At 65.4% G+C, this 26,949-nt stretch carries 32 protein-coding genes; 19 read left to right on the forward strand and 13 right to left on the reverse strand.

The features are described 5' to 3' along the window. Positions 1 to 157: 157 nt before the first annotated feature. From Q8R75_RS08480 to Q8R75_RS08495, 4 genes are all read left to right on the forward strand, one after another. The gene (locus Q8R75_RS08480; RefSeq protein WP_305611679.1) at positions 158 to 1,099 is read left to right on the forward strand and encodes a PEP-CTERM sorting domain-containing protein; all 942 of its coding nucleotides are present in this window, start codon (positions 158 to 160) and stop codon (positions 1,097 to 1,099) included. Between the two features lie 103 nt (positions 1,100 to 1,202). Beyond that, positions 1,203 to 3,143 (forward strand): U32 family peptidase, encoded by a 1,941-nt coding sequence (locus Q8R75_RS08485; protein ID WP_305626472.1) that lies wholly within the window; start codon positions 1,203 to 1,205, stop codon positions 3,141 to 3,143. An 85-nt stretch (positions 3,144 to 3,228) separates the two neighbouring features. After that, a complete protein-coding gene (locus tag Q8R75_RS08490) occupies positions 3,229 to 3,972 on the forward strand; it encodes a zf-TFIIB domain-containing protein (protein WP_305611676.1) in 744 nt (247 codons plus the stop codon). Then, positions 3,969 to 4,640: a glutathione S-transferase gene (locus Q8R75_RS08495; RefSeq protein WP_305611675.1), complete on the forward strand. Its 672-nt coding sequence runs from the start codon at positions 3,969 to 3,971 to the stop codon at positions 4,638 to 4,640. The genes Q8R75_RS08490 and Q8R75_RS08495 overlap by 4 nt, the downstream gene beginning before the upstream one ends. Here the strand turns inward: Q8R75_RS08495 and Q8R75_RS08500 are convergent. Further along, a complete protein-coding gene (locus Q8R75_RS08500) occupies positions 4,622 to 4,786 on the reverse strand; it encodes a DUF3149 domain-containing protein (RefSeq protein ID WP_305611674.1) in 165 nt (54 codons plus the stop codon). The two genes, Q8R75_RS08495 and Q8R75_RS08500, sit on opposite strands and share 19 nt — an antisense overlap. Before the next feature lie 67 nt (positions 4,787 to 4,853). Then, a complete protein-coding gene (locus Q8R75_RS08505) occupies positions 4,854 to 5,510 on the reverse strand; it encodes a DUF4126 domain-containing protein (RefSeq protein ID WP_305611673.1) in 657 nt (218 codons plus the stop codon). Positions 5,511 to 5,598: 88 nt separating this feature from the next. Between Q8R75_RS08505 and Q8R75_RS08510 the strand changes: the two genes are divergently transcribed. The 4 genes from Q8R75_RS08510 (at position 5,599) to Q8R75_RS08525 (ending at position 8,109) form a co-directional block, all read left to right on the forward strand. Further along, positions 5,599 to 6,102, forward strand: coding sequence for a MarR family transcriptional regulator (locus Q8R75_RS08510; RefSeq protein WP_305611672.1), 504 nt, complete (start codon positions 5,599 to 5,601; stop codon positions 6,100 to 6,102). 77 nt (positions 6,103 to 6,179) lie between these two features. Continuing rightward, positions 6,180 to 6,557, forward strand: coding sequence for an SgcJ/EcaC family oxidoreductase (locus tag Q8R75_RS08515; protein WP_305611671.1), 378 nt, complete (start codon positions 6,180 to 6,182; stop codon positions 6,555 to 6,557). Between the two features lie 46 nt (positions 6,558 to 6,603). Next, positions 6,604 to 7,455, forward strand: coding sequence for a DMT family transporter (locus Q8R75_RS08520; RefSeq protein ID WP_305611764.1), 852 nt, complete (start codon positions 6,604 to 6,606; stop codon positions 7,453 to 7,455). 111 nt (positions 7,456 to 7,566) lie between these two features. After that, on the forward strand, positions 7,567 to 8,109 hold the full coding sequence (locus tag Q8R75_RS08525; RefSeq protein ID WP_305611669.1) for a cytochrome P460 family protein: 543 nt from the start codon (positions 7,567 to 7,569) through the stop codon (positions 8,107 to 8,109). An 8-nt stretch (positions 8,110 to 8,117) separates the two neighbouring features. Here the strand turns inward: Q8R75_RS08525 and Q8R75_RS08530 are convergent, their stop codons facing one another. Further along, entirely contained in the window at positions 8,118 to 8,696 is a 579-nt protein-coding gene (locus tag Q8R75_RS08530; RefSeq protein ID WP_305611667.1) for a histidine phosphatase family protein, read from the reverse strand. 122 nt (positions 8,697 to 8,818) lie between these two features. Here Q8R75_RS08530 and Q8R75_RS08535 point away from each other — a divergent pair, with 122 nt between their 5' ends. After that, entirely contained in the window at positions 8,819 to 9,364 is a 546-nt protein-coding gene (locus tag Q8R75_RS08535) for a hypothetical protein (protein ID WP_305626477.1), read from the forward strand. A gap of 15 nt (positions 9,365 to 9,379) precedes the next feature. Here Q8R75_RS08535 and Q8R75_RS08540 read toward each other — a convergent pair whose 3' ends face one another. The 10 genes from Q8R75_RS08540 to Q8R75_RS08585 form a co-directional block, all read right to left on the reverse strand. Then, positions 9,380 to 10,888: a CoA-acylating methylmalonate-semialdehyde dehydrogenase gene (locus tag Q8R75_RS08540; protein WP_305615092.1), complete on the reverse strand. Its 1,509-nt coding sequence runs from the start codon at positions 10,886 to 10,888 to the stop codon at positions 9,380 to 9,382. A 76-nt stretch (positions 10,889 to 10,964) separates the two neighbouring features. Beyond that, positions 10,965 to 11,288, reverse strand: coding sequence for a PepSY domain-containing protein (locus tag Q8R75_RS08545; RefSeq protein WP_305615094.1), 324 nt, complete (start codon positions 11,286 to 11,288; stop codon positions 10,965 to 10,967). A gap of 10 nt (positions 11,289 to 11,298) precedes the next feature. After that, on the reverse strand, positions 11,299 to 12,663 hold the full coding sequence (locus Q8R75_RS08550) for an ATP-binding protein (RefSeq protein WP_305615096.1): 1,365 nt from the start codon (positions 12,661 to 12,663) through the stop codon (positions 11,299 to 11,301). Next, positions 12,660 to 13,337 (reverse strand): response regulator transcription factor, encoded by a 678-nt coding sequence (locus Q8R75_RS08555; protein WP_305615101.1) that lies wholly within the window; start codon positions 13,335 to 13,337, stop codon positions 12,660 to 12,662. Before Q8R75_RS08555 ends, Q8R75_RS08550 begins: the two co-directional genes overlap by 4 nt. 1 nt (position 13,338) lies before the next feature. Then, positions 13,339 to 13,671: a PepSY domain-containing protein gene (locus Q8R75_RS08560; protein WP_305615103.1), complete on the reverse strand. Its 333-nt coding sequence runs from the start codon at positions 13,669 to 13,671 to the stop codon at positions 13,339 to 13,341. A 57-nt stretch (positions 13,672 to 13,728) separates the two neighbouring features. Next, entirely contained in the window at positions 13,729 to 14,919 is a 1,191-nt protein-coding gene (gene clsB, locus Q8R75_RS08565) for a cardiolipin synthase ClsB (RefSeq protein WP_305615105.1), read from the reverse strand. 18 nt (positions 14,920 to 14,937) lie between these two features. Then, entirely contained in the window at positions 14,938 to 15,693 is a 756-nt protein-coding gene (locus Q8R75_RS08570; RefSeq protein WP_305615107.1) for an endonuclease/exonuclease/phosphatase family protein, read from the reverse strand. Further along, positions 15,690 to 16,175 (reverse strand): hypothetical protein, encoded by a 486-nt coding sequence (locus tag Q8R75_RS08575; protein ID WP_305615109.1) that lies wholly within the window; start codon positions 16,173 to 16,175, stop codon positions 15,690 to 15,692. The genes Q8R75_RS08570 and Q8R75_RS08575 overlap by 4 nt, the downstream gene beginning before the upstream one ends. A 13-nt stretch (positions 16,176 to 16,188) precedes the next feature. Further along, positions 16,189 to 17,292 carry a quinolinate synthase NadA gene (gene nadA, locus Q8R75_RS08580; protein ID WP_069038163.1) on the reverse strand — a complete coding sequence of 368 codons (1,104 nt, stop codon included), beginning with the start codon at positions 17,290 to 17,292 and terminating at the stop codon, positions 16,189 to 16,191. Positions 17,293 to 17,302: 10 nt separating this feature from the next. Next, positions 17,303 to 17,752: a rhodanese-like domain-containing protein gene (locus Q8R75_RS08585; protein WP_305615113.1), complete on the reverse strand. Its 450-nt coding sequence runs from the start codon at positions 17,750 to 17,752 to the stop codon at positions 17,303 to 17,305. A gap of 325 nt (positions 17,753 to 18,077) precedes the next feature. Between Q8R75_RS08585 and glnA the strand changes: the two genes are divergently transcribed. The 10 genes from glnA to Q8R75_RS08635 all read left to right on the forward strand — a co-directional run bounded on the left by glnA (position 18,078) and on the right by Q8R75_RS08635 (position 26,735). Further along, the gene (gene glnA, locus Q8R75_RS08590) at positions 18,078 to 19,490 is read left to right on the forward strand and encodes a type I glutamate--ammonia ligase (protein WP_305615115.1); all 1,413 of its coding nucleotides are present in this window, start codon (positions 18,078 to 18,080) and stop codon (positions 19,488 to 19,490) included. Positions 19,491 to 19,647: 157 nt separating this feature from the next. Beyond that, positions 19,648 to 20,130, forward strand: a complete 483-nt coding sequence (locus Q8R75_RS08595) for a DUF4124 domain-containing protein (protein ID WP_305615117.1) — start codon at positions 19,648 to 19,650, stop codon at positions 20,128 to 20,130. Positions 20,131 to 20,202: 72 nt separating this feature from the next. Continuing rightward, positions 20,203 to 21,306, forward strand: a complete 1,104-nt coding sequence (gene glnL / locus Q8R75_RS08600; RefSeq protein WP_305615119.1) for a nitrogen regulation protein NR(II) — start codon at positions 20,203 to 20,205, stop codon at positions 21,304 to 21,306. After that, positions 21,303 to 22,718, forward strand: coding sequence for a nitrogen regulation protein NR(I) (gene ntrC, locus Q8R75_RS08605; RefSeq protein ID WP_069038158.1), 1,416 nt, complete (start codon positions 21,303 to 21,305; stop codon positions 22,716 to 22,718). The genes glnL and ntrC overlap by 4 nt, the downstream gene beginning before the upstream one ends. 57 nt (positions 22,719 to 22,775) lie before the next feature. Next, positions 22,776 to 23,579, forward strand: coding sequence for a biotin--[acetyl-CoA-carboxylase] ligase (locus Q8R75_RS08610; RefSeq protein ID WP_305615122.1), 804 nt, complete (start codon positions 22,776 to 22,778; stop codon positions 23,577 to 23,579). A gap of 1 nt (position 23,580) precedes the next feature. Further along, positions 23,581 to 24,345: a type III pantothenate kinase gene (locus tag Q8R75_RS08615; RefSeq protein ID WP_305615124.1), complete on the forward strand. Its 765-nt coding sequence runs from the start codon at positions 23,581 to 23,583 to the stop codon at positions 24,343 to 24,345. 75 nt (positions 24,346 to 24,420) lie between these two features. Beyond that, entirely contained in the window at positions 24,421 to 25,104 is a 684-nt protein-coding gene (locus Q8R75_RS08620) for an SPOR domain-containing protein (protein ID WP_305615126.1), read from the forward strand. Beyond that, complete coding sequence (gene coaE / locus Q8R75_RS08625) at positions 25,101 to 25,724, forward strand: dephospho-CoA kinase (protein WP_305615128.1); 624 nt, start codon at positions 25,101 to 25,103, stop codon at positions 25,722 to 25,724. Before Q8R75_RS08620 ends, coaE begins: the two co-directional genes overlap by 4 nt. Positions 25,725 to 25,785: 61 nt before the next feature. Next, a complete protein-coding gene (gene zapD, locus Q8R75_RS08630; RefSeq protein WP_257079411.1) occupies positions 25,786 to 26,541 on the forward strand; it encodes a cell division protein ZapD in 756 nt (251 codons plus the stop codon). A 23-nt stretch (positions 26,542 to 26,564) separates the two neighbouring features. Further along, the gene (locus tag Q8R75_RS08635) at positions 26,565 to 26,735 is read left to right on the forward strand and encodes a DNA gyrase inhibitor YacG (protein ID WP_305615130.1); all 171 of its coding nucleotides are present in this window, start codon (positions 26,565 to 26,567) and stop codon (positions 26,733 to 26,735) included. The last annotated feature ends 214 nt before the right edge of the window (positions 26,736 to 26,949 follow it).

Consider the following 26,949-nt stretch of genomic DNA (forward strand, 5'->3'; position numbering starts at 1 on the left):
CGCTGGTGGAGCGTGCCGATCAGGCGCTGTATGCCGCCAAGCACGACGGACGCAACTGCTCGAGGGCTGCCTGAAACGGGCGACGAGGGCCGTGCACAATTGCACGCGGCGTTGTCACCGGACTGCGATACCCTCCGGCAACCTTGAGGAGATTGCGTTGAAAAAGCCCCTGTTTGCAGCGAGTGCCGTCGTGATTGCCACGCTGTCCGTACCGGCCCAGGCCATTGATGTCGTGTTCGATTACACCTACGACAGCGCCGGATTCTTCACCAGCGACAAGCGGGTGGTGCTCGATCAGGTGGCGCAGGTGTTCAGCCTGAACCTGCTCGACACGCTGACTGCGATCACGCCGTCCGGACTCAACACCTTCACGGCGCGCCTCTACAATCCGCAGGATCCGTTCGGCGCGACGCTCCTGATCAACAACTTCAGCATCCCCGAAAACGAAGTTCGCATTTTTGTCGGATCACATGCCTTCGGCGGCCAGACGCTGGGCGTCGGTGGTCCGGGCTTCCAGAGTGTCAGCGGCAGCACGGCCTTCATCAACAATGCGCTGTCGCGAGGCGAGACGGGCGCGCTGACCCCGGTCGAAACCGATTTCGGGCCGTGGGGCGGATCGATCACCTTCGGTGCCAACATCAACTGGTACTTCGACAGCGATGTGTCGACCGTCGAGGGCTTTTCCGGCTTTGATTTCTATACCGTGGCGATGCACGAAACCGCGCATGTATTCGGTTTCGGCACCGCAGACAGCTGGTTCGACGCAGTGGTCGGCGATACCTTCACCGGGGCCGTCACCACGTTGACTAACGGTGGTGCAGCGGTTGCGCTGCAGAGCGACGGAACCGATGCCCACTTCGCGACCAGCCTGCGCGGCGTCGCCAATGGCAACCCGCAGGTTCCGCTGCTATCTCCTTTCATTCCGTCAGGCCAGCGGCGCTACATGACCGACCTCGACTGGGCGGCACTTGACGACATCGGATGGGAAGTCGCCAGCCTGCAGGCTGCGGTGCCGGCACCGATACCCGAGCCGCGCACCTGGGCGATGATGCTCGGCGGCGTGCTGCTGCTCGGCATGATGGCGCGCCGTCGCGCCTGACTCCGCCTGACCTGCGACGAAAACCGGCTGCGGCCGGTTTTTCATTTGTGGCGCGCTCGCGGATAATCGCGCTTTTACGGCTCACGCCCCGTCGCGCTTCCCGATGACCTCAGACCGCCGCATCCTCGAACTGCTCGCGCCCGCGAAAAATGCCGATTTCGGCATCGAGGCAATCAATCACGGCGCCGATGCGGTGTATATCGGCGGCCCGTCGTTCGGCGCGCGCAAGGGCGCCGACAACGAGGTGGCCGACATCGCACGTCTGGCCGCACACGCGCATCGCTTCCATGGCAAGGTGTTCGTCGCCTTCAACACCATCCTGCGCGACGACGAACTCGAGCCGGCGCGGCAGACCATCCACCAGCTTTACGACGCCGGCGTCGATGCGCTCATCGTCCAGGACATGGGCCTGCTGGAAATGGATCTGCCGCCGATCCAGCTGCACGCCAGTACGCAGACCGACATCCGCGACGCGGCCAAGGCGCGCTTCCTGCAGGACGTCGGCTTTTCGCAGATCGTGCTGGCACGCGAACTGACGCTGGAGCAGATCCGCGACATCGCATCGAACACGTCCTGCGCGCTGGAATTCTTCGTGCACGGCGCGCTGTGCGTGGCATTCAGCGGTCAGTGCTTCATCAGCCATGCGCATACCGCCCGCAGTGCCAACCGCGGTGAATGTTCCCAGGCCTGTCGCCTGCCCTACACGCTGACCGATGCCAGTGGCGCCGTGGTGGCGCACGACAAGCACCTGCTGTCGATGAAGGACAACGACCAGAGCACCAACCTGCGCGCGTTGATCGGCGCCGGCATCAGCTCGTTCAAGATCGAGGGGCGGCTGAAGGATCTGGCTTACGTGAAGAACATCACCGCCCATTACCGCACGCTGATCGACGACATCCTGGACGACCTGCCGGCGCACCGGCGCGCGTCCAGCGGCCGCTGCACCTTCTTCTTCACGCCACAGCCGGAAAAGTCGTTCAACCGCGGCGCGACCGACTACTTCGTCAATGGCCGCCAGCACGGCATCGAAGCTTTCGAAGCGCCGGGCTTTGTCGGCGAGGAAGCGGCGAGCGTGATCCGGGTGGCGCCCGACCACATCGAAGTCGAGGCGCAGGTCGACATCCACAACGGCGACGGCCTGAGCTATTTCGACAGCCATCGCGAACTGCAGGGTGTGCGCATCAACACCGTGCAGGGCAACAAGCTGTTCCCGAACGTGATGCCGGATGAGCTGAAAGCCGGCATGACGCTGTTCCGCAATCGCGACCAGGCGTTCGAGCGCGCGCTGGAGAAGAAATCGAGCGAGCGCCGGGTCGCGGTCGATCTGCGGTTTGTCGACACGCCGGAGGGTTTTGCGCTGACGCTGACCGACGAGGATGGCTGCACCGCACGGGCCGACATCGCGTTCGAAAGGCAGCCGGCGCGCGATGCCGAACGTGCGCTGGCCGGCATCCGCGAGGCGGTCGCCAAGCTCGGCAACACGATGTTCGAGGCGCGCACGGTGACGCTTGACACGCAGCAGGCGTGGTTCCTGCCTGCTTCGGTGCTGAATGGGCTGCGCCGCGATGCCTGCGAAAAACTGGAAGCGGCACGAGTCAAGGCACATGCCCGGCCACAGCCGCTCGCGCCGGTCGAACCGCCCGTGCCCTTCACCGACACCGAACTGAGCTATCTCGCCAACGTGTACAACGAAAAGGCGCGCACCTTCTATCGCCGGCATGGCGTGCAGCTCATCGCCGACGCCTATGAACTCAATCACGAGCCGGGCGAGGTGTCGCTGATGATCACCAAACACTGTCTGCGCTACAGCCACAACCTGTGTCCGAAGGAACTGAAGGATTACGACCTGCGCGGCATGGTCAAGGCGGAACCGATGACGCTGATGAATGGCAATGACCGGCTCACCTTGCGCTTCGACTGCAAGAAGTGCGAAATGCATGTGGTCGGCAGCCTGAGAAAATCGGTGCCGCAGGCGCCGGCGATACCGGTCACCTTCCATCGCAGCGCACCCGCCGGCGTCAAGGTGACGCGCAGCGCGCGCTGAAGTTTCAGCCGCGGATGCCGCTGAAGACGATGGATGCCGCGCGAAGGCATGCCGACCGTTCAACCGCCCGCCTGTCGATTCGAACATGAGCCCGAAACCGAATTGCCCCTCCTGCCGCGTCCCGATGGAGGTGCATACCTTCTCGCACCATGGCGGCGGGCCGCTCGAACTCGATATCTGCTACGCCTGCCAGGGCATCTGGTTCGATACGCACGAGAACCAGCAGCTGTCGCCGGCATCGGTGAATGACCTGTTCAAGCAGCTGCATGAGCACCGCGACGTGCAACGCAATCCGGTGGCACCTGTGATGGCCTGCCCACGTTGCAGCAGCAAGCTCGAACACGGCTACGACATCGTGCGCAGCGGCCGCTACGCCACCAGTCGGTGCCCGCATCGCCACGGTCGCTTCAGCACGTTTGCTTCGTTCATGATCGAAAAGGGTTTCGTCCGTCAGCTCACCAAGCCGGAAATCCATGATCTGAGCAAGCGGGTCGGCGCCATCTACTGCACCGGCTGTGGCGCGCCGGTCGACATCCGCAAGGACCACGCCTGCCCGCATTGCCGGTCCGCCTTCTCGCTGATCGATCCGGATGCGGTGAAAAGTGCACTCAACGGCTATCGTGCGGCAGAGGAAAAGCGCGCCAACCGCGATCCGGAGGCGATCGCCGACGCGCTGATCGAAACCGAAAGGCGCGAACAGCAGGCGCGTCGCTCAGGTGGCACGTCCGACCGTTCGTCGCGCGCCAATCCGGCGCTTGACGCCACCTCTCTCGATGTTGGCGATCTGGTGATGGCAGGCGTTTCACTGGTCTGGAAAATACTCACATGATCACCGTCCACCATCTGGCGCATTCCCGTTCTCAGCGCGTGCTGTGGCTGCTCGAAGAACTTGGTCTGGATTACGAGGTGAAGCGCTACGAACGCGATCCTGAAACTTCATACGCGCCGCCGGAACTGCGCGCCGTGCACCCGCTGGGCAAGTCACCGGTCATCACCGACGGCGATCAGGTGATCGCCGAATCGGGCGCCATCATCGAATATCTGGTGGACGTGTACGGCGCTGGGCGGCTCAAGCCCGCGCCCGGCAGCACGGACGCTCGCCGTTACACCTACTGGCTGCATTTTGCCGAAGGCTCCGCCATGCCCTACCAGCTGATGCATCTGGTGTTCAAGAAGGTGCGCAATGCGCCGGTGCCGTTTTTCATCAAGCCGGTGGCGCGCGGGCTGGCCGACCACGTGCTGAAAACCTTCGTGCAGCCGAACATCGATGACCAGTTGCGCTTCATGGAAGCGGAACTGGCGACGCGCCCGTGGTTTGCCGGCAGCGCGTTCACCGCGGCCGACATCCAGATGAGTTTTCCGGTCGAGGCGGCGGCCAGGGGGGCCGGCCTCGGCGACACGCATCCGCAACTGGCGGACTTCCTGGCCCGCATCCACAGCCGCCCTGCGTGGCAGCGCGCTCGCGAGCGGGGCGGCCCCTACAGCTTCGCCGACTGATCGGCCTGTCTGGCGCGTGCCTCATCCTCGTCCATGTGCCGCTTGAAGAAGCGGCCGAACCAGATGCTCATGAAGATCGTGAAGCCGATGACCAGCAGGCTCATCAGTCCGTAGTCGGTGGACAGCAGATCAGTCAGGGCTTTCATGACGCAAACCTCGGTAGATGGTTGGCATCATTGAACTGCCGGGCCGAGCGAGGCGGGCTGATTCAGGTCAACCGGGCGCCTGTTTGCCAGCTACCCAGGACAACAGGTCGCTCAGGAAGCGCCAGACGCGCGGCAGCAGCCATAGCATGCACAGCAGGAACACGCCGAGGAAGCCGAGAAACACCATTGGATAAGTGAATGCCAGCCACAGGCCGCCGACCGCAGCGCCGTCTTCGCTGGTCGACGCGATCAGATTGCTGACCGGCTCGGGCGAGGTGTTGATGGCGATGCGGCTGCCCGCCTTGGTCAGATGCGTGCCGGCAGTCAGCGAGCCGCCGAGCAGGGCGCCCGCCAGCACGACCGGTGCGCTCTGGTCGGCGAGGGCCCACGCGGCGAGCAATGCGCCTGCCGGAATGCGGATGAAAGTGTGCACGCCGTCCCACAGGCTGTCGAGCGCCGGAATCTTGTCGGCGAAGAATTCGACGCACAGCATCAGGCCGGCCGCTGCGAGCACAAGGGGATGTTCGAGTGTGTCGAGGTCGCCGGGCAGCTCGAACCAGCCCAGGCGACCGGCCAGTCCGGCAAGAAAGATGACCGCATACAGGCGCAGGCCGCTGGCCCAGGCCAGGCCGGCAGCGGCGGCAATCGTGTCGATGGTGTCCATGCGGTCGCTTTCCGGGTCGCTGTGCAGCTGCGCGTAAAAGACGATCAACGTGCACGGCATGCATTTCCTTTAATCCTAGCCCAAGATCGGGACCGTGCTACAGCTTGTCGTTGACAAAGTAAGGCGCCTAACTATAATGTACCTAACCATGCTTCAACTCCGCGATCTTCCGACCTCCGACGTACTGCGCAAGTTTGCCGCCCGCTATCCCGAAGCGGACGTCAGCGCGGTCGCATCCTTCTTGACGCTGCTGCGCGTGGCGACCGAACTGTCACAGGCCCTCGACGGCTTCCTCGCCCGCCATGGGTTGCTGCAGGGGCGCTGGTGGGTGCTTGTCCTGCTGATGCGCGAGGAGACGCTCGAATCGTCGCCTTCGGCGCTGGCGCAGAAGGCAGGCGTCACGCGTGCCACGATGACCGGCCTCCTTGACGGCCTGGAGCGCGACGGTCTGGTGCAGCGCGTGTTCGACACGGCAGACCGGCGCCGCCTGACCGTGCGCCTGCTGCCGGCCGGGCAGGCCGTTCTTGATGCGGTCATGCCCGATTACTACCGCCGCGTGCGCACATTGATGGCCGGGCTCGACGAAGATCAGCGTGCTGCGCTGCAGGCCATGCTCGGCATCGTGCAGTCCGGCACAGGCGCGTTTGCGTGAATTGTTTTTCGTCGTTCAAGTTAGTTAGCCAATCATTTTTCCCACTCGTTTTTCAGCTTTTTCCCGAGGAGATTCACATGACACTGCAAGCCCTTCAAACCGCCGTTGCTGACCTCAATCAGCGCTGGGATGCCGCCTTCAACCGAGGCGACGCCGCCGCACTGGCTGCGCTGTACGACGAGCAGGGTGCCGTGCTGCCGGCCGGCGGCAACGCCGCGCTCGGTGCGGCGCAGATCGAGGCGCTGTTCGCCGGTGCGATCGACCAGGGACTGCACAATCACCGCATCGAACTGCATGCCGTGATCGGTGACAGCGAGGTTGCGACGCAGCGCGGCCGCTGGAGCGCGCAGGCCAACGGCGAAGGCGGCTTGCAGACTTTCAGTGGTCATCTGACCATGGTTTACCGTCGCCAGCCTGACCGCAGCTGGCGCCTCATCACCCACATCTGGAACTGAGACGTCCGTGCCGCACAGCCCGTCCGCGCGCGCGCTGGCAGCCCTAATGCTGCTGGCCGTGATCTGGGGCTACAACTGGGTGGTCATGAAGATCGCCCTGGCAGACATCGGCCCGTTCCAGTTCGGAGCGCTGCGCACGCTGTTCGGTGCGCTGGTGCTGTTCGGACTGGTGATCGCTATGCGCCGGCCGTTGCGCATCGTCGAAATGCGCGCGGTGGCGCTGATGGGCCTGCTGCAGACCACCGGCTTCACCGGGCTGATCATTCTCGCGCTGGTCAGCGGCGGCGCAGGCAAGACCGCCGTGCTGGCCTACACCATGCCGTTCTGGGTGATGCTGCTGGCCTGGCCGCTGCTCGGCGATCGCCTGCGCGGCTGGCAATGGCCGTCGGCTGCCGCCACGCTGGTTGGCCTGCTGTTTATTCTCGATCCGATGCATCTTGGCGGTGACCTGCTGAGCAGCGTGCTGGCGACGCTGGCGGGCGTGTGCTGGGCGCTGGCGGTGATCGTCGCAAAGCGCCTTCAGGCGCGCGCGCCCGACCTCGATATGGTGGCCATCGCTGCCTGGCAGTCGCTGATCGGTGCTGTGCCGCTGGTCATCGTGGCGCTGTGGTGGCCGGCCGAGCCGATCAACTGGACGCCTTCACTGATCGGCGCGCTGCTCTACAACATCGTGCCGGGCACGGTGATCGCGTGGCTGCTGTGGCTGTATGCGTTGCGCAGGCTGTCGGCCGGCACGACCAGCATGGTGTCGCTGGTGACGCCGGTCATCGGCGTGCTGTCGGCCGCCTGGCAGCTCGGCGAACGGCCCGGTACCGGCGAACTGGCCGGCATGCTGCTGATCGGTGCCGGTCTCTTGCTGCTGTCGGTCGAGGCGCTGCGCCGCGGCCGGTCACAATGATGTCGGTGTCAGCTGCATCCGGATCAGGGATCCGGGGGTAGTGGATGCATGCGGGGCGCCCGAACGGTCCCCGTGCATACGTCGTTTCCACTGCTTCTCAGGAGTCCATTCATGCAAAAGAAGACACTTGGCGCCGTTGTCGCCGGACTGATCATCGCCGGTTGCAGTCAGATGAGCGCACCGCCGCCCGTGGCAGTGCTGAATGACGGGCAGTTGCCGCTGCCGGCCGATTACAGGACCTGGCCGACATTCCTCAGCGCGGTGCAGCGCGAGGACGCGAAACAGATCCGCGACATCTACATGAATCCGCAGGCAAGGAAAGCCACGCCGGGCCAGGCATTCCCGCAGGGATCGACCTTCGTCATGGAAAACTGGTCGGTCAAGCTCGATGACGCAGGCAAGCCGGTCAAGGGTGCCGATGGCAAGCTGGTGAAGGACAAGCTGGCGGCGGTGTTCGTCATGGGCAAGAACCCGGGCTGGGGCGCCGGCGTGCCCGCGGCGCAGAAGAACGGCGACTGGATCTACAGCGCGTTCAAGGGCACCGGCGAACTGAACGGCGAGGCGAAGTACGACACCTGTCGCACCTGCCACACGCCGCTCAAGGACAAGGACTATGTGTTCCGCTACGACGAGCACTTCGCTGCCGTGAAATAGGCAGGCGCTCAGCCGCCCAGGTCGATCCGGCCGACGCTGCGCACACCGCCGCGCCGGTCGGGTTGCACCACTACCGCCCCGCCCATGGCGAGGTTGTCACCGGTCAGCGCCAGTACGTTGACCTGGTGCGTCACCAGCGCCACCCGGCGCGATCCATCGAGCGTTCCGAGCCAGCTGCGCAGCGCCGCGGTCTGGCGCTCGCGCGCGCTGCCGTCCTCGAAGAACGAATTGAGTGCTTCCAGAACCTCGACCGGTTGGCCCGGAAACATCAGCGCAGCCGTATCGACGCAGCGGCACCAGCGGCTGCTGAATACCGCATCGAATACGAACTCTTTCTGCTTGAGCCACGCGCCGGCACGTCGGGCCTGTTCGCGTCCGGCCGGTGACAGGTTGCGCTGCGAACTGCAGGTGTCGAGCCGGTAGCCGGGCGGATCGCCGATGCCCGGTTCGGTCGCAGCGTGGCGCATCAGCAAGGCGCAACCGCTGGCGCGCAGTGCGACCAGTGCGGGGTCCGGCGCGTCCGGGTGTGCTCGTCCGGGGGCCAGCAGCGCAGCGCCGGCGGCGAATGTGAAACGACGGCGGTTCATGGCGGTATCGTCACCCGTTGAGGCGTAAGGTACGGCTACTTCGACCGGTCATATCGCTCAGGTTCCATGAATGGCGTGGTGTAAAACAGCGAACGAACGGGGAGCGCAGCATGAAGAGATGGATGAACGCAGTCTTGTGCGGTCTGCTTGTGAGCAGTGCAGCGCACGCCGATGTGCTGTCGGGAACACGCACGATCACGCTGGGCAATGCACAGGGCGAGCGGATCGTGATCGGGCAGATAACCTTCACGCCGCAAGCCGACGGGAAGTCGCGCTTCAGGATCGTGCTGGACGAAAAGCTCGGCGAGTATTTTCTGGCGATGCGGCCGTTCCGCTGCCTGACCGGCCCGAAGCAGCGCCTGTGCAATTTCCCGGTCGAAAACGAGCCACCACTGGTCAGCCGCGCCGATCTGACAGCACTCGAATACGCGCTGATGTTCATGCATACGCTGCCGGCTGCGCTGCATGTCAATCCGTTCAACGGTGCGTACTACCGCCTGAAGATCGAGGGCGAGCGCATCGAGGGGCGGCAGCACGATGTCGACATGGATCCGTTCATCGCGCCGACCACGGTGCCGCTCGAACGCCGCAAGCGGCCGCTGCGAGACGAAGACCTGACGGTCGCCGACGAACGTTCGCACTGGCTGCCGCAACTCACCATCGAGTGAGCGGGGCCGCAGCGCCTACTGATTGACCGGCATCCCGAATTCCGGCCCTTTCGAACTGCTGTCCGGCCAGCGCTGCATGATGCTTTTGTAGCGTGTGTAGAAGCGCACGCCCTCTTCGCCGTAGGCGTGAAGGTCGCCGAACAGGCTCTGCTTCCAGCCGCCGAACGAATGCCAGGCCATCGGTACCGGAATCGGCACGTTGATGCCCACCATGCCGGCTTCGATGCGCTGCGCGAATTCCTGTGCGGTGCGACCGTCGCGTGTGTAGAGCGACACGCCGTTGCCGTATTCGTGGCCGTTCACCAGCGCGACGGCGTCGGCGAAATTCGCTGCGCGCACCACGCACAGCACCGGGCCGAATATTTCCTCCCGCCAGATTCGCATGGCGGGCGTCACGCGGTCGAACAGCGTGGCGCCGAGGAAGAAACCGTTCTCCCGGCCGGCCACCGTGTGGTGACGGCCATCGAGCACCAGCGTCGCACCTTCCGCGATGCCGCTGTCGATCAGCGACACGATGCGATCGCGGTGCGCGGCGGTGACCACCGGCCCCATGTCGGCACCCGCGCTTTCGCCGTCGCCGATGTTGAGTGTCTGCGCGCGCACCTTGACCGCTTCGACCAGCGCGTCGGCGATGTCGCCCACCACCACCGCGACGGAGATCGCCATGCAGCGCTCGCCGGCCGAGCCGTAGGCAGCACCGATCAGCGCGTCGGCCGCCTGGGCGATGTCGGCATCCGGCATCACCACCATGTGGTTCTTCGCGCCGCCGAGCGCCTGCGCGCGCTTGCCGTGGCGTGCCGCGGTTTCGTAGATGTGGCGCGCGATCGGCGTCGAGCCGACGAAGCTCACCGCGCGCACGTCCGGGTGCACCAGCAATGCGTCGACCGCCTCGCGGTCGCCCTGTATGACGTTGAACACGCCGTCAGGCAGCCCCGCATCGCGGAACAGTTCGGCGGTCAGCAGCGACGGTGACGGATCGCGTTCCGATGGCTTCAGGATGAAGCTGTTGCCGCAGGCAATGGCTACCGGGGCCATCCACATCGGCACCATGAACGGGAAGTTGAACGGCGTGATGCCGGCCGTTACGCCCAGCGGCATGCGCTGGCTCCAGTTGGCGATGCCGCCACCGACGTTGTCCGAGTACTGGCCCTTCAGCAGTTGCGGAATGCCGCAGGCAAACTCGATCACTTCCAGCCCGCGCTGCACCTCGCCCTGTGCGTCGGGCAGCGTCTTGCCGTGTTCACGCGTGATCAGCCGCGCAAGGTCGGTGCTGTAGCGCCCGACCAGTTCCTGCATGCGGAACAGCACGCGCGCGCGACGCAGCGGCGGCAGTGCGCCCCAGGCCGGCTGGGCCGCGGCGGCGCTGGCAACGGCTGCCGACACGTCGCAGTCGGAGGCCAGCAGCACGCGCTGCGCCACCCGTCCGTGGGCCGGATCGAACACCTCGGCCTGACGTTCGCTGCGCAGCACGTCGCGCGCGTTGTTGATCCAGTGCGGCAGGGCGGCAGGGTGTTCGATGCTCATGGTCGGTCCGGTACGGGAAGGTCAGCCCTGATTGTGCAGCAGACGTGCCGCATCGGTGCAGCGTGCTTGCTGCGCCTTACTCGAACCAGTCGTGGCGCACCGATCGCACCGACCCATCGCGGGCGTTGATGTTGACCTCCCACTCCTTGCCCTCGGCGTCAATCACTTCGAACTCGTAGTCATAGTTTCGCCCCATGAAGCGGCGTTCGAGGTCGACATCGACGATGGTGCCGGGTTTGGCTGCAAGTGCTTTCGCCTGGGCGTCTTCGAGCGATATCAGCTTGGCGCCGGCCGCGATGGCACGCATCTTCGGCAGGTCGTCGTCGTCGGCCAGTGCGGGCAGCGTGGCGCACGCCGTCACCACGGCGATCAGGGTCGTGCAGATGGCAGATGTCTTCATGTCAGTCTCCTCAGATGTTCGGGGTGATGTGCCCCAGATGGACGGGCAGGTGTGCGGTGACGCGCAGCCCGCCCAGTGCGGTCGAATGACCGAATTCCAGTGTGCCGCCGTAGCTGTCGACCAGGTCGCGCACGATGGCCAGACCCAGGCCGTGGCCGGGGCGAGATTCGTCGGCGCGAAAGCCGCGCTCGGTCAGTGCTTCAAGCTGTGTGGCCGGGCATCCCGGGCCGTCATCCTCGATCGTGATGCCGATGTCGTTGCCGTGCCGGATGGAAACGCTCACCACGCCGGCGCACCATGCGCACGCGTTGTCCATCAGGTTGCCCAGCAGCTCGAGCAGGTCTTCCGGGTCCATCGCCAGCGCCAGACCGGACGGCACATCGATGCGGATTTCCGGTTTCTTGTCCGCGTACAGGATGCCCAGCGTACGTCCGAGCTGATCGGTCACCGCCGCGACGCTGCTGCGCTGGGCCGGATGCGCACCGCCCATCAGCCGGGCCCGTCGCAGCTCTCGTTCGATGGCATGACGCATCAGTGTGTTGCTGTCGACGAGGCGCTGTCTGAGTGCCGGGTGTGCCGCCAGTTCGGGTGACTCGGTCGCCTGCACGAGCACCGCCAGCCGAGTCTTCAGGGCGTGGGCCAGGTTGCCCAGCGCCTCGCGCGAGCGTTGCGAGCGGCGCAACAGCATGCCCAGCATGCTGTTGAGTTGCTCCACCAGCGGCGCGATTTCGTCCGGCACCGGGGCGTCGAGCCGTGTGCGCTCGCCGCGTTCCAGTGCCTGCAACTGCGACTGCAGCGCGTTCAGCGGGCGCAGCGAGCGCTGCACGACCCAGCGCTGAACGGCCAGTACCAGCAACACCACCGCCAGCGACAGCAGGCCGTACAGCAGATGCCACTGACGCAGCCCGGACTGCAGCGGCGCAAGGTCTTCGGCCACCGCAATCACGACGCGCCGGGCGCGCTTCTCGTACTGAACCGACACCACCCACAGCGACTGTCCCTGCGGGCCGCGCGCTGCGGTCTCGCGTTGCCGCGCATCGACAGCCGGCGGCAGCGCAAGTCCGCCGTCCCACAGCGAGCGCGACGTGATGTCATGCGTCTGACCGTCGTGGGTGATCGCGATGCGGTAGTAGTGGCCCGAGAACGGGCGCTGGTATTCGCCGCCGACGCGCGTTGCGTCGAGCGCCAGTCGGCCGTCGGCGCCGGTGTGCAGCGCGGCGAGCAGGTTTTCCGCGTCGCGCTCCAGACGCTGTGCAAGCTGCGTCTTCAACAGCCGCTCGATGGCGATGCCGGCGAGCAGCCACTGCAGGCCGGCCAGCAGCACCAGGCTGACCGTCAGACCGATGGCGAGGCGCCGGTGCAGCGAGCCATTCATGTTTCGGCAAGCGCGTTGAACACATAGCCCTGGCCGCGCCGTGTCTGTATCCAGTCGCGGCCGATCTTGCGGCGCAGGCGGGTGATGTGTGCCTCGATCACATTGCTTTCGTGGTCGGTGGCTTGATCGTAGAGGTGTTCGTTCAGTCGCTGCTGCGACAGGACGCGGCCCGGATGCAGCATGAAGCAGCGCAGCAGGCGGAATTCGATCGCGCTCAGTTCGACGCGCGCGCCGTCACCCAGGGTTGCGCTCTGCCCGCCCTCGTCGAGCGACAGGCCGGCGACCGACAGCGGTCCCGGTGTGCGCATGTCGGGTGTACTGCGCTTGAGTACCGCCGCCAGCCGCGCCAGCAGCTCTTCGGTATGGAAGGGCTTGCACACGTAGTCGTCAGCGCCGGCGGTCAGCACCGCGACCTTTTCCTGCCAGGTGTCGCGTGCCGTCAGCACCACCACCGGCATCGACTTGCGCGTACTGCGCCAGTGCTGCAGTACCTCGACGCCGCTACGACGCGGCAGACCGAGGTCGAGCAGCACGAGGTCGTAGTCGATCGAGTCGGCGCACCGTTGCGCCAACACGCCGTCGGTCGCCACATCGACCGCGTAGCCGGCCCGCTCCAGCGCCGGCTTGAGCCCGGCGACCAGCGCTTCGTCGTCTTCGGCGAGCAGCAGTCGCACGTCAGTCGTCCTGTTCCAGCTTCAGTAGTTCGCCATTGCGCGCGTCGAGCTTCATTTCCCACACGCGACCCTGATCGTCGAGCAATTCGACTTCATAGATCCACAGTTCGCGCTTGCGCTCCAGGTCGATGTCTATGAGCTTGCCCGGGCGCACCGCCTTCGCCAGCTCCGAAATCTTCTCAAGTGACAGGATTTCGCCGCGCTGGCTCAGTTCGCGCGCCCGGATGTGATCGTCGTCGGCGAAGCCCATGGGCATGTAGAACACGCTGGCGGCGAGTGCCCCGAGGACGAGCAGCGGAATGGCCAGGAAGAGCAGGAGGCGTCGGGTTGTCATGCATCCAGTGTAGGCGCCGAAGCTGAAACCAGCCTGAAAGCGCAGCGACGCCTGCGATCAGAGGTTGTGCCGGGTGTCGCGTCCGGCGCGCCGCCGCGCCAGCAGGTCACCGGCCAGACCGATCATCAGGCGTACGGCGCCGTAGGCCATCCAGCGCAGCACGCGTTCGGTGATCGGGCGGTTTTTCCACTGTCGATGGCGCAGCTCGCGGCCGCCATGGCTGGCCGCCTGCAGCAACTTCTGCCGCAGCTCCCGGGTGAAACCGGCGTCGCTCACCACGACGTTGGCTTCGCGCGCCAGCATCAGGCTGAATGGATCGATGTTGCTGGAGCCGACCGTGGCCCAATCATCGTCCACCACGGCCGCCTTGGCATGCATGAAGCTGCGGCGGTACTCGACGATGCGCACGCCTTTCGAAAGCAGCGCACCGTAGAGCGCCTGAGAGGCGTAGTGCATCAGCAGGTACTCGACCCGACCCTGCAGGATGAGCGTCACCGTCACGCCGCGCGCGGCAGCCCGCACGAGCGCCTGGCGGAAGCGCCGGCCCGGCAGGAAGTAGGCGTTGGCGATGATGATGTCGCTGCGCGCCCCGTTGATCGCTTCGAGATAGGCGTCCTCGATGTCGCGCCGGTGCCGCAGGTTGTCGCGCACCAGCAGCGTGGCGCGGATCTGTCCGGCCTGGCGGCTGGCATATTCACGCAAACGCGGCAGGCGCGGTCGGAACTGAAGCGTCGCCCAGGCTACGCGTTCCCACAGTTTCTGGCATTCGGCATGCATGCGTGCCACCAGCGGCCCGCGCACCTGCACCGCAAAATCGAAGCGCGGCGGCGTGTGCCCCGGCGTGTGCATGTCGTCGATGATGTTGATGCCGCCGGCAAAGCCGGTGCTCGCGTCGATGACGGCCAGCTTGCGGTGCATGCGGCGCAGCCGGTTCCGGCGCAGGGTGACCCAGCTGATGTCGGGGCGGAAAATGAGCGTATGCGCGCCGGCGGCCTCCAGCGCTGCCCGATGCGTATTCTCGAATTCGCTCGCGCCGAAGCCGTCGACCAGCACGCGTACGCGCACGCCGCGTTGCGCGGCCCGCGCCAGCGCGGCCGCGATGCGCGCGCCGATGTGGTCATTGGCAAAGATGTAGGTTTCCAGAAAGATTTCCTGGCGCGCCCGTTCGATTGCCGCTTCCAGCGCCGGAAAGTACTGTTCGCCGCACACCAGCAGGCGGATGTCGTTGCCGGGCAGGAATCTACTCATTGCAGGCTCACGGCGTCGTCAAGCTGCAGGCAGCGACAATCGCGCGGTCAGCGCCGCATGATCGGAAATGCGCGACCAGGGTCGGCCGGCATGCAGCTTCACCTCGCCCACGTCGAGGCCGCGAACATAGATGCGATCAAGCCGAAGCAGCGGAAAGGCGGCTGGATAGCTGCGCGCAGGACGGCCGTGGAACAGGCTGTGTGCTTCCTGCAGGCCGAGTGCGTCGGCCCACTGGCCTTCGGCGCGGTTGTGCCAGTCGTTGAAGTCGCCAGCCACGATCAGCGACTCGTCGGCGGGTATGATCGACGATACGTGCTCGGCCAGCATGGCGTACTGCTGGGCCCGGCCGCGCGCGGTCAGGCCCAGATGTACGCACAGCGCATGCACGCGCCGGCCGGGCACCGGCTCGATCACGCAATGCAGCAGGCCGCGCTGCTCGAAGCGGTGCGCCGACATGTCGTGGTTGTCGGTGTGCGAAATCGGGTGGCGCGACAGGATGGCGTTGCCATGATGGCCGTGGTCATACACTGCGTTGCGGCCGTAGGCGGTCGCCGGCCACATTTCATCGGCCAGGAATTCGTACTGCGGCTCGATCGGCCAGTCGGCGTGGCGCAGCGCATGCCCGTGGTGCTGCCCCTGCACTTCCTGCAGGAACACCAGATCCGACGACAGGTAGCGCAGGCGGTCGCGCAATTCGTGGATCACCATGCGGCGGTTGAACTGCGAAAAGCCTTTGTGGATATTCCAGGTGCAGATGCGAAGGTCTGTCGTCATGGATCGAGCGGGTGGCCGCGTCCGGCTTCGGCGAGCCTCATCATGTGGCGCGCGAACGCCGGGTCTTCGCCGCGCAGCAGGGTCATCAGCTGGTTGCGGAAGGCGTCGCAGGCCAGCCACTCGCGCATGTAGTCGTCCCACGATGCCCAGCGTCGCGCCGCCAGACCTTCGGTTTCGTCGGTCCACGCGACAAGATAGGCGCGCTCGAAAAGTGAAATGAGCATCTGGTAGATGATGTGCATGCGCCGTTCCTGCTCGTCGCTCAGGTGCTGCGGCGCAGCCTTCTCGCGCAGCGGCAGGTCCGGATTGGCGAGCACGATCTTCAGGAAGTCGATGTAGGCGTCCGACAGCATCTGGTACGCCTCTTCGTCTTCGTTGTCGCGCTCGCGTCGCTGCTGGTAGATGAAGGTGATGACGGCAAGCGGCAGGCCCAGCGCGGTCACCACGTAACTGGCCAGTTCCCAGCGCTGCATCCAGTCCATGTGGCAGACGTCCTCAGGGCGAGGCGGCCAGCATGCGGTCGAGCGCGAGTTTGGCCGGCACGGCTTCATGTTCCGGCACGCTGATTCGATTCACCACCTGACCTTCGGCGAGGTTCTCCAGGCACCAGGCCAGATGTTGCGGATCGATGCGCTGCATGGTCGAGCACATGCACACGGTGGGTGCCATGAACTGAACGGTCTTGCCTTCGTGCTTCACCTCTTCGGCGAGGCGATTCACCAGATTCAGCTCTGTACCCACCAGCCACTTTGTGCCCGGCGCGCCGGCTTTGACGGTTTTCAGGATGTATTCGGTCGAACCGACATAGTCCGACTGCCGACACACTTCTAGGGCACTTTCCGGATGCGAAATGACGAGGCCGTCCGGATGCTGGTTGCGCCAGCGCAGGATGTGCGCCGGCTGGAACATCTGGTGCACCGAACAGTGCCCCTTCCACAGCAGGATTTTCGCCTTCGCCACCTGCTCGCGGGTCAGGCCGCCGTTCTCCAGATCCGGGTCCCACACCACCATGTCGTCGAGCGGTATGCCCATTTTGTAGCCGGTCCAGCGTCCGAGGTGCTGGTCGGGGAAGAACAGCACCTTTTCGCGTCGCGCCAGCGACCATTCGAGAATGCTGGCGGCGTTCGACGAGGTGCACACGATGCCGCCGTGTTCGCCGCAGAAGGCCTTCAGGTCGGCTGCCGAGTTGATGTAGGTGACCGGCGTGATGAGCGCATCCGGGTCGCCGGTCATGTCGCGCAGTTCGCGCCAGCAGCGTTCCACCTTTGCCAGGCTGGCCATGTCGGCCATCGAACAGCCGGCGGCCAGGTCGGGCAGGATGGCGATCTGTTCCGGGCGCGACATGATGTCGGCCACCTCGGCCATGAAATGCACGCCGCAGAACACGATGAATTCCGCGTCGGTCTGGCTGGCGAGGCGCGCCAGCTTCAGCGAATCGCCGGTCAGATCGGCGTGGCGATAGACATCGGCCCGCTGGTAGTGGTGACCGAGGATGACCGCACGCTGGCCGAGCTTTTCGCGCGCCGCAAGGATGCGCGACTGCGCCTGATCGTCGGCCAGCGCGTTGAAACGGTCAAAGGTGATGTTGGCGACTTGCATCGGGTGTCCTTCAGGTCTGGCTCCATGGCAGGCCGGCCTTGCGCCAGCCACCCACGGTGTTGCGATGGCCGTTGGCGTCCAGGTCTCCCTCGAATCCTTCGAGGACGTTGTATGCGTTGCTGTAACCCGCCTCGGCCGCTGCCGAAGCAGCGCCGTGCGAGCGCCCGCCGCTGCGGCACAGGAACATCACCAGTGCTTCGGGATCGACCTGGTGCTTGAGCTGGGTGACGAAATCCGGGTTGCGCTGGCCCGATGACTGGTTCCATTCGAGCTGTACCGAATCCGGCACCTCGCCGACCCACTGCCACTCGGCCGCCGTGCGCACATCGACGATGCGCGCGCCCGGCGCGAGTCTGAGCAATTCATGGGCTTCGGTCGGCGTCACCGCACCGGCGTAAGGCAGTTGGAGCTGCTGCGCACGTTCCCGTGCGAGACCGAGAATCTGTCCGAGTGTAGCCATGGCTGATGTTCAGGCAAATAAAAGTGATCGAAGTATATCGTCCGCCGCCCTCGACGCCTGCCCGCACCAAACCGGTGCGAACGAAAACGGCCGCGCATCAAATCGGTGCAGTTTTTGGGCCTGCTGGCCGCAGCGCCGCCGTCAATGCCGGCTGTGGCACAATCCCGGGGCGAAATCCGGTGCGTGGCACGCGATCTGCTTTAGTCAGCGCTGCGACAGCCGCCGCGACTGAACGGTTGCGGCGAGCCCAAGACTCGCCCAAAACAGGAATTACCCCGTTCAAAGCCGACCGAGCAACATCCATACATCCATCGTAGGAGAAATCATGACGACCGCGAAGCAGGTACTCGACATCATCAAGGAGAAGGAGGTCAAGTTCGTTGATTTCCGTTTCACCGACACCCGTGGCAAGGAACAGCACGTGGGCGTGCCCGTCAGCGCATTTGACGCCGACAAGTTCACCGAAGGCCACGCATTTGATGGTTCGTCGATTGCCGGCTGGAAGGGCATTCAGGCTTCCGACATGCTGCTGATGCCGGATCCGGAAACCGCCTTCATCGACCCGTTTTTCGACGAAACCACGCTGGTCATCAGCTGTGACGTCGTCGAGCCGTCGGACGGCAAGGGCTACGACCGCGATCCCCGCTCGATCGCCAAGCGCGCCGAAGCCTTCCTGAAGTCGTCCGGCCTGGGCGATACCGCCTACTTCGGCCCGGAACCCGAATTCTTCATCTTCGACAGCGTCGAGTGGAACATCGACATGTCGGGCTGCCGCGTGCAGATCTTTTCCGAAGAAGCTGCCTGGTCGTCGGGCGAGAAGTTCGAAAGCGGCAATACCGGTCACCGTCCGGGCGTCAAGGGCGGCTACTTCCCTGTTCCGCCGGTCGATTCGCACAATGACATCCGTGCCGCCATGGTGCTGGCACTGGAAGCCGTCGGCATCCCGGTTGAAGTGCATCACCATGAAGTCGCGACCGCCGGCCAGAACGAGATCGGCACCCGGTTCAACACGCTGGTGCGCCGCGCCGACTGGACGCAGACCCTGAAGTACATCGTGCACAACGTCGCCCACAGCTACGGCAAGACAGCGACCTTCATGCCCAAGCCCATCGTCGGCGATAACGGCTCCGGCATGCACGTGCACCAGTCGATCTGGAAGGACGGCAAAAATCTGTTCGCCGGCAACGGCTACGCCGGCCTGTCCGAATTCGCGCTGTACTACATCGGCGGCATCATCAAGCATGCCAAGGCGCTGAACGCAATCACCAACCCGGGTACGAATTCGTACAAGCGTCTGGTGCCGCATTACGAAGCACCGGTCAAACTGGCTTACTCAGCCCGCAACCGCTCGGCTTCGATCCGCATCCCGCACGTCGCGTCGGACAAGGCGCGCCGCATCGAAACGCGTTTCCCGGATCCGCTGGCCAACCCGTACCTGTGCTTCGCCGCGCTGATGATGGCGGGACTGGATGGCGTGCAGAACAAGATCCACCCGGGTGAGCCGGCGGACAAGAACCTGTACGACCTGCCGCCGGAAGAGGACAAGCTGATCCCGACCGTGTGTGCCAGCCTCGACGAAGCCCTCGATGCGCTCGCCGCTGACCATGCCTTCCTGACCAAGGGGGGCGTGTTCTCGGAAGACTTCATCGCGGCCTACATCGAGCTGAAGATGACCGAAGTGAATCGCACCCGCATGACGACCCACCCGGTCGAGTTCGAGATGTACTACAGCCTCTGATCGCCACCGATCAGCACATGCCGGCGTGGCGTCAGCGCGCCCGGCAGGTGAAGCGTTGAGGAAAAGGACGGCAATTAGCCGTCCTTTTTCATTGTCACTGCGCAAGTGTGCGCCCTACACTCGCGCTGCTTTGACCCGAAACGCCCAGGTAATCCACATGCTACAAGGTCTGAACCGTATCCTGATTGCCGCGGCATGCCTGCTTGTTGCAGCGCCCGCCACGGCAGAAATCTACAAGTGCGTCGACGCCGAAGGCCACACCACCTACACGAACGAAAAATCGCGCGCCAGCGGATGCAAGGTGCTGGTCAGCGACATGCCGGTCAGTTCGGTGCCTGGTCCGGCCGCTGCCACTCCCAAGCCGGCCACCAATGCGGGCGGTGGTTTCCCGAGCGTCAGCGGCGATCAGCAGAAGGCGCGCGATTCCGAACGCAGACGCATCCTCGAAACCGAGCTCGCGACCGAAACCGGCAGTCTCGAAGAGGCGCGCAAGGCGCTGACCGAAGGTGAAGCGGTGCGTCTGGGCAACGAGCGCAACTATCAGAAGTATCTCGACCGGATACAGGGGCTCAAGGACAATGTGGCTCTGCATGAACGCAATGTCGATGCGCTGCGCAAGGAGCTGTCCAAGCTGCCCTGACCGCAGGGCCCGCACCGGCCTGCCGATGAATCGGCAGGCAATGCTGGCGCGCTTCTTGCGTGGATTGCGGTCATGACTGCATCCAAGCCCGGCAGGTCGTCCCGCCACCCATCCCGCGAATGGTCCGAACGCTTCAGCGGGCTGGAACTGCTGGCCAGCGCAGTGGCGCTGCTCGATGCCGAGCGGCACATCGTCTACCTGAATCCGGCGGCCGAAAACCTGTTCGCCGCCAGCCTCGCCAAATTGCACGGCAAGCACTGCGATCGGCTGATCGGCCCGATGCATGGCCTCGATACCGCGCTCGACAATGCGCTTGCCAACAACTGGAGCTACACCGGTCACAACCTGTCGGTGGACCGGCAGATCGGCGGTTCGCTGCAGCTCGACTGCACGGTGTCGCCGGTGCATACGGACAATGCACGTGTCCTGCTTGAATTCCGCCCGATCGACCAGCAACTGCGCATCGCCCGCGAAGAGCAGGTGTTGCAGCAGCAACAGGCCAACCGCGAGCTGATCCGCAACCTCGCGCACGAAATCAAGAATCCGCTCGGCGGCATCCGTGGTGCCGCACAACTGCTGGAACGCGAACTCGACCGGCCCGAACTGCGTGAATACACGCAGGTCATCATCAACGAATCGGACCGGCTGCAGGACCTGATGAACCGTCTGCTGCATTCGCATCGCGCGATGCAGGTCACCACGGTGAGCATCCACGAAGTGCTCGAGCGCGTCCGCCTGTTGATCGCGTCCGAGTTTCCCGACGTTGAGGTCGAGCGCGACTACGACACCAGCCTGCCTGACCTGACTGCCGATCGCGAACAGCTGATCCAGGTCGTGCTGAACATCGCGCGCAACGCCGCGCAGGCGCTGAAGGGGCATGGCAGCATCCGGCTGCGCACGCGGGCGCACCGTCAGGCGACGCTGGTGAAGCGTCGGCACAAGCTGGCACTCGAATTGCAGGTGATCGACAACGGCCCGGGCATTCCGGAAGACCTCCTCGACCGCATCTTCTATCCGCTCGTGTCCGGCCGCGACGACGGCACCGGACTCGGGCTCACGCTGGCGCAGAGCTTCGTGCATCAGCACCACGGCACCATCGAGGTGCAGAGCCGGCCGGGCTACACCGTTTTCACAATATTGCTGCCGTTCAAGCAAGGCACTTCGGAGAAACCATGAATCCGGTCTGGATAGTCGATGATGACCGCTCGATACGCTGGGTGCTCGAAAAGGCGCTGGCGCGCGAGTCGATCCCGTATTCCGCCTTTTCCACCGCACAGGAAGCGCTCGATGCGCTCGATGCCGGCGGCCAGCCGCAGGTGCTGGTGTCCGACATCCGCATGCCGGGCGAATCCGGCCTGTCGCTGCTGGAAAAGGTCAAGGCGCGCCACCCAAGCCTGCCGGTCATCATCATGACCGCCTATTCGGACCTCGACAGCGCGGTCGCCGCCTTCCAGGGCGGCGCGTTCGAGTACCTGCCGAAACCGTTCGACGTCGATCACGCGATCGAACTGGTGCGGCGGGCCATCGAAGAGAGCATGCACCAGGCGAGTGCGCCGGCCGAAGCCGACATGGCACCGGAAATCCTCGGTAAGGCGGCATCGATGCAGGACGTGTTCCGCGCCATCGGCCGTCTGGCGCAGAGCCACGCAACCGTACTGATCAACGGCGAATCCGGCACCGGCAAGGAACTGGTGGCGCGCGCGCTGCACCGCCACAGCCCACGCCGCGACGCGCCTTTCATCGCGATCAACACCGCCGCCATCCCGCGCGATCTGCTCGAATCGGAACTGTTCGGCCACGAGCGCGGCGCCTTCACCGGCGCCACCGCGATGCGCCGCGGCCGATTCGAACAGGCCGACGGCGGCACCTTGTTCCTCGACGAAATCGGCGACATGCCGTCCGAGCTGCAGACGCGTCTGCTGCGTGTGCTGTCCGACGGCCACTTCTACCGGGTCGGCGGTCACTCGCCGATCAAGTCGAACGTGCGCGTGATCGCCGCGACCCACCAGAATCTGGAAGACCGGGTGAAGCAGGGCCTGTTCCGCGAAGACCTGTTTCACCGGCTGAACGTGATCCGGCTGCGCATCCCGCCGCTGCGCGAGCGGCGCGAGGACATCGTGCTGCTGGCGCAGCACTTCATGACCAAGAGTGCGCAGGAACTGGGCGTCGATGCCAAGCGCCTGTCGGAGCCGGCGACCCGCTACCTGCAGGGGCTGGAATTTCCGGGCAACGTGCGTCAGCTGGAAAACCTCTGCCACTGGCTGACCGTGATGGCGCCCGGGCAGGTGGTCGACGTGAAGGATCTGCCGGCCGAACTGCGCAGCCAGCCGGCGCGCGAAGCGGCGGGCGACTGGGGCGCCGCGCTGGCGTCCGAAGTCGACCGCCTGATCGCGCTCAAGCAGCCGGCGCTGTTCGATCATCTGGTGCAGGAATTCGAACGCACGCTGATCCGGCGTGCGCTGGCCAGCACCGGCGGGCGGCGCATCGAATCCGCGCAGTTGCTCGGCATCGGCCGCAACACGATCACGCGCAAGATCCAGGAACTGAACATCGAAGGCGGGCGCGAAGTCGAGACCGACCTCGAGTAAGGCGCGTGACACACGATGCGGGTGGCTGCATGCAGCCGCCCGGCTACAATCCGCTGCATGACTGTCTTTGCCGAATCCGCCGTTGCGGACACCGCCCTTGCCGACGCGCTGCGCCAACGCGTCTGCGCCGTTCCCGAAGACTGGACGATGGCGGTGTGCGCTGCCTGCACCAGCACCAACAGCGTGCTGCTCGCGCAGATAGGGCGCGGTAGCCGGTTGCTGTTCGCGCTCGAACAGACCGCCGGCCGCGGGCGGCGTGGTCGTGAATGGGCGGCCCGCCCGGGCGACAGCCTCACCTTTTCACTGCGCCACACTTTTGCACTGCGTGCCGACGCGCTGTCCGGGTTGAGCCTGGCGGTTGGCGTTGTGCTGGCCGATGCGCTGCTCGAGCGCGGCATCACGGATATCGCGCTCAAGTGGCCGAACGACCTGATGCGGGCCGACCGGAAGCTGGGGGGCGTGCTGATCGAATTGTCATCTCCGCCGGCCGGCGACGCGACCGCCGTCATCGGCGTCGGCATCAATCTCGCGCTGCCGCCGGCAGGCGACTACGCCCATGCACCGGCGGCGCTCTGTCCCGATGCGCCCGGCCGCGAAGTCTGGCTGGACGTCGGGGCTGCCCTGGCCGACGCGCTGGCCCGCATGCTGCCGCAGTTCGCAGCGCAGGGATTCGCGCCTTTCGTCGATCGCTGGAACCGCTACAACCTGCATGCCGACCGGGTGGTCACGGTGACCGGCGACGGAACGCAACTGTGCGGACGCTGTCTGGGTGCCGATCATGACGGCGCGCTGCGGCTTGACTGCGACGGCCGGGTCGAGCGTGTGCTCGCCGGTGACGTGTCGCTGCGGTCGGCGCCCTGACGTGCAGCTGCTGATCGACGCCGGCAACAGCCGCATCAAGTGGGCGTGGAGCGACGCCGGCCGCCCCGGCGCGGTCTCCGCAGTCGATCTCGCAACGTTCGACGTCGCGACGCTGGCGCATGCGTGGCAGGTGGCGACAGCCGCGCACTACACCTGCGTGGCGGGAGACGCTGTAGACGCCGCCATCCGGCGCGCACTGCCGTCGGGCTGTGCGGCGCACCGCGTGTTCGCCGGGCCTTCGGCCTGCGGCATCGCGAATCTGTATGACCAGCCGGCACGACTGGGCGCCGACCGCTGGGCTGCGCTGATCGGCGCCCGTGCGCTGCACGCCGGGCCGCTGGTCGTTGCCACGGCGGGCACCGCGACCACCATCGATGCACTCGACGCCGACGACCGCTTCATCGGTGGCTACATCCTGCCCGGCCTGCGACTGATGCTCGAATCGCTGGCGCGCCATACCGCGGACTTGCCGCACGCCGCCGGTCACGCAGCCGACTGGCCGCGCAACACCGACGATGCCATCCACAACGCATGCACCGATGCACAGGCCGCGCTGATCGAACGCATCGGCGAACAGCTGGGTCCGCAGGCGACCGTGCTGCTGTCCGGCGGCGCGGCATCGGCGATTGCGCCGCGACTGCGCTGCGCCCACCAGCGGGTGGACGATCTGGTGCTGCACGGGCTGGCCCGGCTGGCGGCTGCGGACAAGGGCCCGGATGTGATGAAATGCGGACCGGAACGCGATGCCGCACATGAAGCCCTGTGAATGAAGTTTCGCGAATGACATTTTTCGAATGAGACCTCCTCTCGACGGCATTGCGCCACGCCACGGACATTGACGATGCGCCTCGTGTTCTTCCTGCTGCTGCTGCTCAACGTTGCGCTCTACCCCTTCGTGTCCGGTCTGATCGCCGGCAAGGGCGACGGCAGCGAACCGCTGCGCATGGCCAGCCAGATGAAACCTGACAGCATCCGCATCCTGCCATCCGGGGGCGAGGCGCCGATCGCCGAGGCCCTGGCTTCGCCGGATGTTGAAGTTGCGATCGCGGCCGATACCGATGCGCCGGCGGTGTGTCGGGCGCTCGACGGCCTGTCGCGCGAACAGGTCGATGCACTGACCGCACGCATCGGCGCGCAGCAGCTTGCGCTTCAGTTGTCGGATGTCGAGCAGACCGAAACCACTGCCTGGTGGGTGCACATTCCCGACATGCAGACGCGCCAGCTCGCCGAGCGCAAGCAGGCCGAACTGCGCGCGCTCGGCGTACGCGAAATGATCGTCATGGCCGATCCGGTCGATTCGCAGAAGCTGGCCGTGTCGCTCGGCCTGTTCAAGACCGAGGCGGCTGCGAAGGAATTGCTGGCCACATTGAACGGGCAGGGCGTGCGCAGCGCGCGCATCGCGCCGCGCGAGGGCCGTGCCGGCCGCTACCGGGTCGAAGTGCGCGGCGGCGAACCGGAGCTGGCTGCCTTGTTCGACAGCTTCCCGGCGCTCGACGAGACGACCCAGCGGACCGACTGCCAATGACCTTCGTGGTCGGGCTGACCGGCGGCATCGGCAGCGGCAAGTCGGCCGTGGCCGAGCTGTTCGTGCAGCGCGGTGCCGCGCTGGTCGACACCGACGCCATCGCACATCAGCTCACCGGACCGCGCGGTGACGCAATCGCGCCGTTGCGCGAGGCGTTCGGCGACGCCTTCATCACTGCCGACGGCGCGCTGGATCGCGCCCGCATGCGTGCCCGCGTGTTCGCCGAACCGGCGGCCCGTTCCCGGCTTGAAGCCCTGCTGCACCCGCTGATCCGCATCCGGGCGCGCGACGCGGTGGCCGCCAGCGCCGCGCCCTATGTCGTGCTGGCGGTTCCGTTGCTGATTGAATCGGGCGACTGGAACGCCCGCTGCGACCGCGTGCTGGTAGTCGATTGCCCGGTCGAATTGCAGCGCGAGCGGGTGCGCGCGCGCAGCGCCCTTCCGGCCGACGAGATCGACCGCATCATCGCCGCGCAGGCGTCGCGCGAAGCGCGGCTTGCGGTGGCCGACGATGTCATCGACAACGCGGGCGAGCGCGCTGCGCTGGTGCCACAGATCGATGTGCTCCATGCGCGCTACATGACACTGGCGGAACGTGAAAAACCCGCGTCGGCGTTGTGACTCAGGGGCTTTTCCGTCAGAATCATGAGAATTTGCTTGAACAAGTCCCGGACAAGCCCCTGTGATCACATACGAATATCCTCTGAACGAGCGCATCCGCACGCTGCTGCGCCTGGAGGACCTGTTCGAACGCACGCAGCATTTCATGCGTGCCGAAGGCGCGCATGAACATCACGTTGCACTGGTCGGCCTGTTCGAGATTCTTGAAGTTGCGTCGCGTGCCGACCTGAAGGTCGATCTGGTGCAGGAACTGGAGCGCCAGCGCCAGACGCTGATGTCCTTCCGCAACAACCCCGATATTTCCGAAGAAGCCCTGTCCGGCGCACTGTATGAGATCGAACAGGCCAGTGCGGCGCTGCTGTCGATGGCCGGCAAGATCGGCCAGTACCTGCGCGAGAACGACTGGCTGATGAGCATCAAGAGCCGCACCGCGATTCCGGGCGGCCTGTGCGAATTCGACCTGCCGTCCTATCACTACTGGTGTCACCGAGATCCGTCGCTGCGCCAGGCCGATCTGGTCGGCTGGCTGACGCCGATGCTGCCGATCCGCGACGGCCTGACCATCGTGCTGCGTCTGCTGCGCGCCAGTGGCCGGCCGGAGCGTCACATTGCAGGCAGCGGTGCATTCCAGCAGATGATGGGCGGCAAATCGGCCCAGATGCTGCGTCTGCGCGTGTCGATGGAAGAAGCGGTCACGCCGGAAATCAGTGCCAACAAGTACGCGCTTAACATCCGCTTCGTCGCGCCCGGCGGTCACGCCCGTCCGCGCGTGACCGAAACCGACGTCGGTTTCGAACTGACCTTCTGCAACCTGTGAGCACTCCGGGCACCGGCGGTCGCATCGTCACCTGTCCGCGCTGCGGCCAGCCAGCCGTCTATGCGCCGACGAACCCGGCGCGGCCGTTCTGCAGCCCGCGCTGCAAGAACTCCGATTTCGTCGCCTGGGCGAACGAGGAATATCGCGTGCCCGATGCGTCGCCCGAGGTGCCGCCAGACGAAGACATTTCGTAAGCTCGGAGACCGGAATCGCCTGCAGGGGCGGAACGGGGGTTTCGGCGAGCATGGCTCGCCGCCCGTGGAGCCGGTCGGCCATGCAGGGCCGACCGTGGGACGGCTCCTACGAAAACCGCGATGGTGTTGCCGTTTGTAGGAGCGGACCCTGTCCGCGATCGGCACGTCGATCACGTGACGTCGCATCTCGGAGACCGGAATCGCCTGCAGGGGC

Origin of the sequence: Methyloversatilis sp. (genome assembly GCF_030696805.1) — a bacterium.
In the GTDB taxonomy this organism is placed as follows: Bacteria; Pseudomonadota; Gammaproteobacteria; order Burkholderiales; family Rhodocyclaceae; genus Methyloversatilis.